The sequence below is a fragment of the Blastomonas sp. RAC04 genome (genome assembly GCF_001713435.1).
GTDB lineage: Bacteria > Pseudomonadota > Alphaproteobacteria > Sphingomonadales > Sphingomonadaceae > Blastomonas > Blastomonas fulva.
On record NZ_CP016460.1, the window covers coordinates 1766939 to 1778246 of the forward strand.

General features: G+C 64.0%; 10 protein-coding genes. 9 read left to right on the forward strand and 1 reads right to left on the reverse strand.

The genetic code is table 11. The annotated features are described in order from the left end of the window. Positions 1-147: 147 nt before the first annotated feature. Entirely contained in the window at positions 148-933 is a 786-nt protein-coding gene (locus BSY18_RS09305) for a GntR family transcriptional regulator (RefSeq protein WP_236823498.1), read from the reverse strand. Between the two features lie 263 nt (positions 934-1196). Between BSY18_RS09305 and BSY18_RS09310 the strand changes: the two genes are divergently transcribed. The 9 genes from BSY18_RS09310 (at position 1197) to BSY18_RS09350 (ending at position 11308) form a co-directional block, all read left to right on the forward strand. Then, positions 1197-2696 (forward strand): AMP-binding protein, encoded by a 1500-nt coding sequence (locus BSY18_RS09310; RefSeq protein WP_069050401.1) that lies wholly within the window; start codon positions 1197-1199, stop codon positions 2694-2696. After that, positions 2687-3976: a malonyl-CoA decarboxylase domain-containing protein gene (locus BSY18_RS09315; protein WP_069050402.1), complete on the forward strand. Its 1290-nt coding sequence runs from the start codon at positions 2687-2689 to the stop codon at positions 3974-3976. Before BSY18_RS09310 ends, BSY18_RS09315 begins: the two co-directional genes overlap by 10 nt. Next, on the forward strand, positions 3967-4380 hold the full coding sequence (locus BSY18_RS09320; protein ID WP_117353174.1) for an acyl-CoA thioesterase: 414 nt from the start codon (positions 3967-3969) through the stop codon (positions 4378-4380). Before BSY18_RS09315 ends, BSY18_RS09320 begins: the two co-directional genes overlap by 10 nt. Positions 4381-4538: 158 nt before the next feature. Next, positions 4539-5606, forward strand: a complete 1068-nt coding sequence (locus BSY18_RS09325) for a L,D-transpeptidase family protein (protein ID WP_231683954.1) — start codon at positions 4539-4541, stop codon at positions 5604-5606. A 137-nt stretch (positions 5607-5743) separates the two neighbouring features. Further along, complete coding sequence (locus tag BSY18_RS09330; protein WP_069050404.1) at positions 5744-6550, forward strand: DUF1206 domain-containing protein; 807 nt, start codon at positions 5744-5746, stop codon at positions 6548-6550. A gap of 409 nt (positions 6551-6959) precedes the next feature. Beyond that, entirely contained in the window at positions 6960-7865 is a 906-nt protein-coding gene (locus BSY18_RS09335; RefSeq protein WP_069050405.1) for a LysR substrate-binding domain-containing protein, read from the forward strand. Between the two features lie 133 nt (positions 7866-7998). Next, a complete protein-coding gene (locus BSY18_RS09340; protein WP_069050406.1) occupies positions 7999-8808 on the forward strand; it encodes an SDR family NAD(P)-dependent oxidoreductase in 810 nt (269 codons plus the stop codon). A gap of 165 nt (positions 8809-8973) precedes the next feature. Beyond that, positions 8974-9195, forward strand: a complete 222-nt coding sequence (locus BSY18_RS09345; protein WP_069050407.1) for a DUF2798 domain-containing protein — start codon at positions 8974-8976, stop codon at positions 9193-9195. A gap of 334 nt (positions 9196-9529) precedes the next feature. Beyond that, positions 9530-11308: an IlvD/Edd family dehydratase gene (locus BSY18_RS09350; protein ID WP_069050408.1), complete on the forward strand. Its 1779-nt coding sequence runs from the start codon at positions 9530-9532 to the stop codon at positions 11306-11308.

Consider the following 11308-nt stretch of genomic DNA (forward strand, 5'->3'; position numbering starts at 1 on the left):
TTGCTGTCCCAGGGCTGCAGCACGTTTGCCTCGCCGTGACGCAATGTAGACACAGGCCAATTTGATAATCAAGCCAATCGTCGACGATTTGTCATTTTTAATTCATTTCTCTGTCAAAACAGCCAAATATTGTCGACGATCCTACCCTCATTCTGATGCTGGCGGCGTGAGCAGCCTGACGCACCAATCGACATGATGCAGGATCACGGCCTCGGCGCTGCGCGAGTCGCTCTCCAGCAGGGCGTCGGTAAGTCGCTGATAATTTGTGACATATTGCGGCGCGTGCCGATCGAGATCGATCGCCGCGACCAGCAGCCGGTTCCAGTATTCGATCTGCATCATCCGCATCACGAAATCGACATAGGGTTTCTGGGCGATCGCATTGGCGACATAATGGAAGTTGTTCAGCGCCTGAAAGAAGGCCACGCCCTCGCCCGGATTGGCCGCAGCCTCGCGGATCGCCGCCATCGCCGCACGGATCAGCGCCGGGTTGTCGCCATCCTGCGCCCGGCCGGCGGCAGCCTTGAGCCCCAGCGCGGCGATCGGCGCGAGAACCTCGTACATTTCGGCAAGATCATGCTGCTCCATCGGCCGCAGCACCGCACCGCGATCCGGCAGCAATTCGACCAGCCCCTGGCCGGCGAGCACCGCCAGCGCCTCGCGCACCGGCGCGCGGCTCAGATCGAGCTGCTGCGCCACCTCAGCAGCGATGATCCGGCTGCCCGGCGCCAGCTCGCCTCGGTCCATCGCGGCCATCAGCGTCTGATAGACGCGCTCGACAAGAGACATCTTCAACTCACCCCCTGCGGTGACCTTGGATGCGCCGAACGGCCTTACGGGCACTTTCGGTTCGGCCGCGCGCGATGTCTTCGACACTGCCTTGCGCCTTGCAGGCGCCTTGGCCTTCGGATCCTCTGCTTTGCTCTTGCTCACTGCCTGTCCCTGTAGATTGTCGACGATCTCTCCTCGTAACCCAACTAGGGCGCAACCGCCAGCACCCGTCGACCATAGCTATTTTTACGGTATCGTCGACGATAAAGCCTTTTATAGCCAAATATACGGCTATTGTGACTTTTATCGTCGACGATACCGGCTGGATCGGTTGACACAAACCGCCTTTCGCGCCTAGCCTGTCATCTCAGTTGGCGCTCCGCCAGCCCGACAATGCCATTTACGTGACAGGAGCCAGCAGGCCTATGACCGAGAACACCCTCACCGGATCGCTGGCGGTGGCATTCGACCAGGCCGCCGATCGGGTTCTCATCGCGCAGGGCGACCGCACGCTTACCGGAGCGCAACTGCGCCAAGCCATGGACGCCATCGCCGCGCGGCTGATCAGCCTGGGCGTCGCACCGGGCGACCGGGTGGCGGTGCAGGCCCCAAAGTCGATCGATCTCGTGCTGCTCTATCTGGGTTGCCTGCGCCTCGGCGCGGTCTATCTGCCGCTCAACGATGCCTATCGGCCCGATGAGATCGGATATTTTCTCGCCGACGCCGAGCCGGCGCTGTTCATCTGCGCACCCGACGCCGCAGACGGGCTCCACCAATCGGGCTGCCTGCCCGGAACGGTCACCCTTCGCACCTTGGGCGCGGATGGCGCAGGCACCTGGCAGGCGGTCGAGCCATCGCAGGCCGGGCTGCCGCCTCTCCCCGCCTCGCCCGACGACCTTGCCGCCATCGTCTACACTTCGGGCACCACAGGCCGCTCGAAGGGCGCGATGATCAGCCAGGGCAATCTGCTCGCCAACGCCCGCGATCTGGCTGCGGTGTGGGGCATCACCGCTGACGACACGCTGCTGCACGCGCTGCCGCTCTACCATATCCACGGGCTGTTCGTGGCATTGCACCCCTTGCTCCTGGCGGGAGCGCGGATCGACCTGATGCCCAGCTTCGATCCTGACGCGGTGCTCGCCCGGCTGGCGACGACCACGGTGTTCATGGGCGTACCCACTTATTACACCCGGCTGCTCGCCACCCAGGGTCTCGACCGCGATACCGCACGCCATGTCCGGCTGTTCGTCAGCGGATCGGCGCCGCTGACCCCCGCCACCTTCCAGGCGTTTGCCGAGCGCACCGGTCGCAGCATTCTCGAGCGCTATGGCATGACCGAATGCGGCATCATCTGCTCCAACCCGCTCGACGGGCCGCGGATCGCCGGTGCCGTCGGGCATCCCCTGCCCGGCTACCGCGTGCGCATCGCCGACAATGCCGAAACGGGCGTGCTCGAGGTCAAGGGCGCGAGCCTGTTTTCGGGCTATTGGCAGATGCCCGAAAAGACCCGCGAGGAATTTCGCGATGACGGCTATTTCAGCACCGGCGATATCGCCACGATCGATGTCGGAGGGGTCGTGCGGATAGTCGGCCGGGAAAAGGACATGATCATCTCGGGCGGGCTGAACATCTACCCGGTCGAGATCGAGACGCTGATCGAGCGGATGGACGAGATTGCCGAGGTTGCCGTGATCGGCGTCCCCCATGCCGATTTCGGCGAAGCCGTGGTCGCGGTCGTCTGCCTCAAGACGGGCAGCTCGATCGAGCCCGAGCTCATCGTCGAGCGCCTGCGCCCACAGCTTGCCGGCTTCAAGCTTCCCAAGGGGATCGAATTCGTCCCCGCCCTTCCCCGCAATGCGATGGGCAAGGTGCAGAAGGCCGAGTTGCGGCGGCTCCACGCAGATCGATTCAGCGCATGCGGCTGAATGTGCCCTTCCTGCCCAGAAAGGCCGCGCATCGCGATCCGCTCGGCGAAGCGCAGCGGCTCTCGCTGGGCCTGCTCGAAAGCTGTGGCGAGACGCAGGGGACGCTGACGGCGACCAGGCTCGCTGCGGCGCTGGCGTCGCTCGACGACGAGACCGCACAGGCCTATGACCTGTGGCTGGTCGACAAGCTCGGCCCCGATGCGGCGATGCTCGGCGCCAGCATCGAACGATGGCTGGAACGGCCGGACGCCGCGCATGCCGCACAGCTCACCCGCAGCGCCGAACCCCGCCGCCAGGAGCTGCTGCGGCGGGTCAACACCGCGCCATGCGGCACCCGCCATCTGGTCGACTGGCGCGCGCGCCTGCTGCGCCAGCTTGCGCAGTGCCCGGCGCTGGCACCGCTCGAGGCGGACCTCAGGCACCTGCTGGCGTCCTGGTTCAACCGGGGTTTCCTGACGCTCAGACCGATCACCTGGGACAGCCCGGCACGGCTGCTCGAACGACTGATCGCGCATGAGGCGGTGCACAATATCGCAGGCTGGTCCGATCTGCGCGGGCGCCTGGAGGGCGACAGGCGCTGTTACGGCTTTTTCCACCCGGCGCTGCCCGACACACCGCTGATCTTCGTCGAGGTCGCGCTGACCGACCATGTCAGCGAGGCCATCGCTCCGCTGCTCGACCACCCCTCAAGCCGCACCGCGCCCGACCGGCCGAGCACCGCGATCTTCTATTCGATCAGCAATTGCGAGCCCGGGCTGCGCGGGCTGCAGTTCGGCAATTTCCTGATCAAGCAGATCGTGGCCGACCTGAAGGCAGAGTTTCCTACGCTCACGACGTTCGCGACGCTGTCTCCGATACCCGGCCTGGTGCGCTGGCTCGATGCCGGCGGCCGCAGCCTCTCGCGCGAGGGCGACGATCCCCGGCGGCTATGCGCGCTGTATCTCACCGGGTCCGCGCCCGACGGCACCCCCGGCAGGCCGCGCGACCCGGTGGCCGCATTCCATCTCGGCAACGGCGCCGAGCTCTGGCGGATCAACCCGCACGCCGACGTCTCGCCCAAGGGCATCGCGCAGAGCGAAGGCATGATGGTCAATTATGTCTATCGCGAGCAGGATCTGGTGGCCAACCACGAACGCTTCGCACAGCACGGCCATGTTGCGCGCTCGCGCGAGGTCGCCGCGCTGATCGACGGGCCCGCTGCCTCGCCATGGCGCTGGACGCTCCCCTGGGCCCATGCGCACCGCCTTTCACCCCCGCAGGAGAAGCAGCCATGCCAATGATCGAAACCCACCGCGCCGTGGCGTTCCCCTGGCTGTGCGACCAGATGGGGCACCTCACCACCTTTCGCTATGTCGAGATGTTCGATGTCGCATCCTATCATCTGATGCACGCATTGGGCGACCGGCCCGCAGGACAAAACGCCGAACTCGGCTGGGCTGATGTCAACCACACGATCGACTACAAGGCCGAGGTCGCTATCGGCGCTCTGCTGCTGATCCGCAGCGGCGTTGTCCGCACCGGGCGCAGCTCGATCGTCACCCGGCACGTCATGACCGATCCCGATGCCACCATCGAGCACGCCATCCTCACCGCGACCACGGTGCGCTTCGACCTGGTCGCGCGCAAATCGGCGCCCTTGCCCGAAGCCATTCTCGCAGGGTGCGAGGCGCTGACGATCGCGTAACCGACACTGCGCTGCCCGGTCGCGCTTGATGCGGCCCGCGTCCGATGGGCGCTCGACATGCCGTGCGTCTCGGCACCCCCGGGCAAATGTGTTTGCCGGGCCTCTGCATCCTTTCCCCAGCGGCAACGTTGGATGCAGTGATCAAGAGGGGATATCATTTGAAAGCTGCATATATTTTCGCCAGCCTGCTCGTTCTGGGCGGTTGCGATTCCGCGCCCGAGGCGGCGCCCGCGCGTGAGGCCAGAGCGCAGCCTGCGCCGAAAGCGGCGCCTTTGGATTTCGTTGACGCCCAAAAGCAGGTGCCTGCCTATTCCGAAACGCCCGTGCTTCGCGCCCAGGTCATCCTTGATCACCTGGGGTTCTCGCCGGGCGTGATCGATGGCGAAGAAGGTCAGTCCTATTTCGCCGCTTTGCGCGGATTTCAGACGGCGAATGACATCGCCGAGACCGGGAAGCTGGACGAAGCGACGCTTGCCAGGCTGGACCAGTGGCGTGATGTCCGTGCTACCCGCGTTGTGATGATCCCCGAACGGTTCGCATCAGGGCCGTTCATTCCCGATTTTCCTGCCAGCGCTGCAGACCAGGCGAAACTGGACCGGCTTGGATACAAGAATCTGATCGAGGCCCTGGCCGAGCGGTTCCACACCACGCCTGAAGTGATCACGGCGATGAACCCCAACATGACGTCCATGGCAGCGGGGACCGCGATCCGGGTGCCGAACATTCCAAACGCCAAGAGTGCGTTTTCGGGAGAAGACCCGCGTGGTTGGGGCGAGACGCTTGCAAGCCTTGGCGTGGCGGCCGATCAGCCGCTGGCCGACCGGGTGGTGGTGGACAAGTCCGATGGCGTGCTCAGGGTGTTTGACGGCGACGACAAGCTGATCGCGCAGTTTCCAGCGACGATGGGCAGCAGCAAGGACCCGCTGCCGATCGGGGAATGGAAGATCCAGGGTGTCAGTCGCAACCCGGATTTCCATTACAATCCCAAGCTGTTCTGGGACGTGAGCAACGACAAGGCAGCACAACAGCTCAAACCGGGGCCCAACAGCCCGGTCGGCGTGGTCTGGATCGATCTCAACAAGCCGCATTACGGCATTCACGGCACCAGCGAGCCCCACACGATCGGGCGCGCCGAAAGCCATGGCTGCATCCGGCTGACCAACTGGGATGCCGCCAGGCTCGCGCAAATGGTCAAGCCCGGAACCCCCGCGACGCTTCAGGAATAGGCATTTCGCCCGATGCTCCGGGCCGGGATTTGTCGGCATACCCATCCCGCCCCACCGCAAGTATCGGGTACCGGGCACAATGCAGGAACTGCGCGGTTGCGCAGGCGTAAGGCTGCCAGCGACGAGCAGGAACCAACATGATCGACAAGATGAAACAACTCGAGACCTTCGCGCGTGCCGGCTGGTTTGCCAGAGGCGTGGTGTATTGCCTGCTGGCCTATCTCGCACTCACCGGTGCAGGTGCATCCGACGCCAGTCCGCAAGGGGTCTTCCGGTCGGTGCAAGATATGCCTGCGGGCAAATGGCTGCTCGGCCTGCTGGCGCTCGGGCTGGCGCTTTACGGTGCCTACAGGGTCTATAGTGCAGCGCTGGACAGCGAGGGCAAGGGCGACGACGCCAAGGGCATAGCGGTCCGCATCGGCTATGCCGCCAGCGGGTTTGCGCATTTCTTGCTGGCCTATGCCGCAATCCGGCTGGCGTCGGGTCAACCTTCCGGCGGCGACGGCGAAACCGAACAGCGCGCTGCGGGCATGATGCTGGACATCCCCCTGGGTCAGACCATCCTCGGCGCGTTGGGCGTGGCCTTCCTTGCTGCTGCCGCGCACCAGCTGACCAAGGCGTGGACGACCGAATTCATGAAAGACATGGCCGCCGGTGCACCGCGCTGGGTGGTGCCGGTGGGCCGGGCGGGACTGGTCGCACGCGCGGTGGTGTTCGCGACCATCGGGGTGTCGCTGCTCAGCGCGGGATGGTTCGGTGCTGCGGGCGAGGTCAAGGGCCTCGGCGACGCGCTCTACTCGCTCACCGATCATCCGGAGCTCTATTCGCTGGTCGCGATCGGACTGTTCATGTTCGGTGTTCACAGCTTCGTCGATGCAAGATGGCGGCGCATCCGCAACGAAGACATGGTCTCCGTTCTCAAGGCGAGGGCCGCGCGGCGTTAAGGCATGCTTGTTGTCGGGCCGGGCAGGTCGACCAACTGCCCATCGATTTGTGAGCGACCACGGCTTATGAGCATTTTGGGTTAACCGCTGACTGCGCACGGGCAGCCAGGGCCATTGTTCAGCGACACGTTCTGCAATCAATCTGGCTGAACAAGACTTCGACGACGGTCACGGGCATCACGCCTTGCGTGACGCTGCCAGGGTGACGCTGCCAGGGTAACGCTGTTGGACTCGCCAGCCAGCCGTTGGAGAAACTGCGCCGGCCGCCGTTCCGATGGCCATCCCGGTGTCTGAGCGATCTTGGCCTTTAGTGCAGCCTGGTGCCACGCGTGCGGCCTCCAGTGGCTTACGGCTATATTGGGCCCGTCTTATCGGCTAAATTGCCGGTGGTTGTGCAGGAGGCGAAAAAATGGATCGGCTGGATGCCATGCGGGTCATTCTCGCAGTCGTTGATGCAGGCAGCCTGTCCGCGGGAAGCAGGGTCCTGAGTTCGCCTTTGGCCAGCGTCAGTCGCAAGGTCGCAGAACTTGAGCGTCATCTGGGTACAAATCTGCTGGTGCGAACGAGCCGTAAAATCCAGCTTACCGATGCAGGGCGTGATTATGTCGAGTCTGCACGGCGGATCATTGCGGACCTTGAGGAGACTGAACGCCGCGCATCCGGGGAATATCAGACGCCGCGCGGCGAACTGTCGATCACAATGCCGATCGAGTTTGGTGCAAAGTTCGTTATCCCCATCGCACTGGCCTTTATCGAAGCCCATCCTGACGTCACCTTAAGGCTCGTGACCTCGGACCGGCTGGTCCAGTTGGTGGATGAACATGTCGATGTGGCAATTCGGCTTGGTGCTTTGCCTGACAGCGCTCTGTTTGCTGTGAAAGCTGGGCAGTTTCGTCTGATCACTTGCGCTGCCCCTGGCTATCTGGAACGCTGTAAGCCACTGGCCAGCCCGCGCGACCTTCCCGAACATGACGGCATCATGTTCGGACCGCTTGGGATGTTCTGGAGCTACCGCCTGGACAACGAGGATCTCATCTGCATGCCGCGGGCCAAGGTTTCGGTGAATAGCGCTGCTGGCAATCTCGCGGCAGTTCTCGGGGGTGTCGGCATCGCCCGATTGTTCGATTACCAGGTGTCGGAGCACCTGAAGTCCGGTGCGCTCGTGCGCGTCCTTCCTGATGCCGATGGCGAGCCACGTCCGATCCACATCGTCTACCCACGTCAGGGACTGTTGCCGCTCAAAGTGCGCGCATTTATCGATTGGGCCGCGCCACGCCTGCGCGCAGCCTGCTCCGGGCCGGACGATTGCGTCTGAACACTGGGCCAAGAATGAGAGGCTCACTCTCATTTTCCCATTCTACCGACAATCTCCCAACCTTCTAAATCGTTCTGGTAGCCCCGATCTTCCCGGTCGGTCGGCATCCAAACCTTCTCTGAAAGGAAGAGCGATGAACGAAGTAAAGGGCACTGCCCTCATCACCGGCGCTTCGGCCGGAATCGGCGCAATCTATGCAGACCGGCTGGCGCGCCAGGGCCATGATCTGATTCTGGTCGCACGTACCGCAGCCAAGCTCGATCAGGTCGCCGGAGCCATACGCGAAGCGACCGGCCGCAACGTCGACACGCTGCCCGCCGACCTCTCCAACCCCGGCGATCTGCGTCTGATCGAAGCGCGCCTGATCAACGATCGTCGCATCACGATGCTGGTCAACAATGCAGGCATCGGTGCACCCGTGCCGACCTGGCAGGCCGATGTCGATCAGATGGAGACGATGATCGATATCAACGCCATCGCTCTTGCCCGGCTGACTTATGCAATCGCACAGCGCTTTGCTGCCGCAGGTCAAGGTACGATTATCAACATCGCCTCGACCGTCGCAATCGCCCCGGAATTTCTGCTCAACGGCGTCTATGGAGCGACCAAGGCGTTTGTCCTTGCGCTCACCGCTTCGCTTCAGGCCGAACTCGCCGACAAGGGTGTGCGCATCCAGGTTGTCTTGCCGGGTGCCACTGCGACCGAGTTCTGGGACACTTCGGGTGTGCCTCTGTCAGGCGTTCCGGCCGAGATCGTGATGTCGGCAGATGCCATGGTTGATGCGGCTCTGGCCGGCCTGGCGCTTGGCGAGACGGTCACCATTCCCGCCCTTCCCGATACCGCAGCCTGGCACGCGTTCGAGGCGGCTCGGATCGCCATGGTTCCGAACCTGTCGCTGACTGAGCCGGCCGCGCGTTATCGCCCGGTTCCCGTCTCCGCGTGAACCCACCCTGCTCTTGGGACGACCCATGCGAAGAAATTATCCGGTCGGTACCGACGTCGAACGATCAGCGGCGGCACAGGTCACAATCTTCCGCAGGAGGCGCCAGATGCGTTCGCGCAGGCGGTGATCGATGCCGGTCTGCCAAAATGTGAGGAGCACTGGCGCATGAACACGAAAATGAAGCAGAAAGTCGCATTTGCGCTCGTGATGGGGATGCTCACAACAGGGATCATCTCTTTCTCGCTCATCGCTATAAACCTCGGCTTTTCGGAGAGGTTTCTTGGGACTTGGTTACAGGCATGGGTGACGGCGTATGTTATTGTCATTCCAATAATTCTGGTCGTCAGTCCCCGTTTGCAAGCGCACATCGACCGCATAATCAAGTGACCGAAGGGTGTGCGCGATCCGTCGATCCGACAGCTTTCCTGGGCTCAGGTCGTTAAGCGATATCGGGGCTAAACCAGACGCGACTGCCTAAGCTGGGAGGTTACGATAGGAATAAACTGAGGCGCCAGTTCCTCGCCAGGCTGCTTGCCATCGCCAGCGGCGCGCGGACCGCTGGCGAGAAGCAGGGCCAGCGCACGATCGCGATCTGGAAGCGCGGCGTGACGCTATAGGGCTTGTGCAACGCCCCTCGCGCGGTGCATGGTAGCGCAATCATGAAGCAATGTCGGCGCGGTGCGACCGGGATAACCGACACGTCACTGGAGAGTTTGAAGGCATGGACAGACAGCCAAAACGACCGTTCCGGTCGCGCGAATGGTTCGCTGCGCCGGGCAGGAGCGACATGGCCGCGCTCTATCTCGAGCGGTTCATGAACTATGGCCTGACCCCTGCCGAGCTGATGTCCGGCAGGCCGATCATCGGCATCGCGCAGTCTGGCTCCGACCTCTCGCCGTGCAACCGCATCCATCTCGATCTGGCGCGGCGGGTGCGCGAGGGCATCCGCGATGCCGGCGGCATTCCGATGGAGTTCCCGCTGCACCCGATCTTCGAGAACTGCCGCCGCCCCACCGCCGCGCTCGACCGCAACCTGGCCTATCTGGGGCTGGTCGAGATCCTCAACGGCTATCCCATCGATGCGGTGGTGCTGACCACGGGCTGCGACAAGACCACGCCTGCGCAGGTGATGGCCGCCTCTACCGTCGATATTCCCGCGATCGTGCTGTCGGGCGGACCGATGCTCGACGGCTGGCACGAGGGCGAGCTGGTCGGATCGGGCACGGTGATCTGGCGCAGCCGCCGCAAGCTGGCCGCAGGCGAGATCGACGAGGCCGAGTTCCTGGCGCGCGCCACCGACAGCGCGCCGTCTGCCGGGCATTGCAACACCATGGGCACCGCTTCGACGATGAATGCGGTGGCCGAGGTGCTGGGCCTTTCGCTGCCCGGCTGCGCAGCGATCCCCGCGCCCTATCGCGAGCGCGGGCAGATGGCGTACGAGACCGGCAGGCGTGCGGTCGAGATCGCCTATGAAGACCTGCGCCCCTCGCAGATCCTCACCGAGGCCGCGTTCCGCAACGCCATCGCTGCGGTCACCGCGATCGGCGGTTCGTCCAACGCGCAGCCGCATATCGTCGCGATGGCGCGCCATGCCGGCATCGAGGTTACCGCGCAGGACTGGATGCAGGCTTATGAGCTGCCGCTGCTGGTCGACATGCAGCCCGCAGGCCGCTTCCTCGGCGAGCATTTCCACCGCGCAGGCGGCGTCCCCGCTGTCCTGTGCGAACTGCTGGCGGCGGGCGTGATCGATGGCGATGCGCTGACGATCACCGGCCAGAGCCTGGCCGACAACCTTGCGGGCCGACAAAGCCGCAACCGCGAGGTGATCCGCGCCTTTGATACCCCGCTGATGGAGCGCGCTGGCTTTCTGGTGCTGCGCGGCAACCTGTTCGATTTTGCGATCATGAAGACCAGCGTCATCGGCGAGGACTTCCGCAACCGCTATCTCTCGCGCCCCGGTGCGGAGAATATCTTCGAAGGTCGGGCGATCGTGTTCGACGGATCGGACGACTATCACCACCGCATCAACGATCCCGCGCTGGGCATCGATGCCGATTGCGTGCTGGTGATCCGCGGCGCAGGCGTGCTCGGCTGGCCGGGGTCGGCCGAAGTCGTCAACATGCAGCCGCCCGACGGCCTGATCCAGCAGGGCATCATGAGCCTACCGACTCTCGGCGACGGTCGGCAATCGGGCACGTCCGACAGCCCCTCGATCCTCAACGCCTCGCCCGAAAGCGCCGCGGGCGGCGGGCTGTCGTGGCTGCAGACCGGCGATATGATCCGCGTCGATCTCAACACCGGGCGCTGCGACGCACTGGTCGACGAAGCCGAGATCGCCCGGCGCAAGCAGCACATCCCCTCCCCGCCGATCCCGCCCAGCAACACCCCATGGGAAGAGCTGTACCGAGAGAAGACCAGCCAGCTCGCCGAAGGCGGCGTGCTGGAAATGGCCATCAAATATCGCGGAACATCCCACAAAACACCAAGGCATAACCACTGA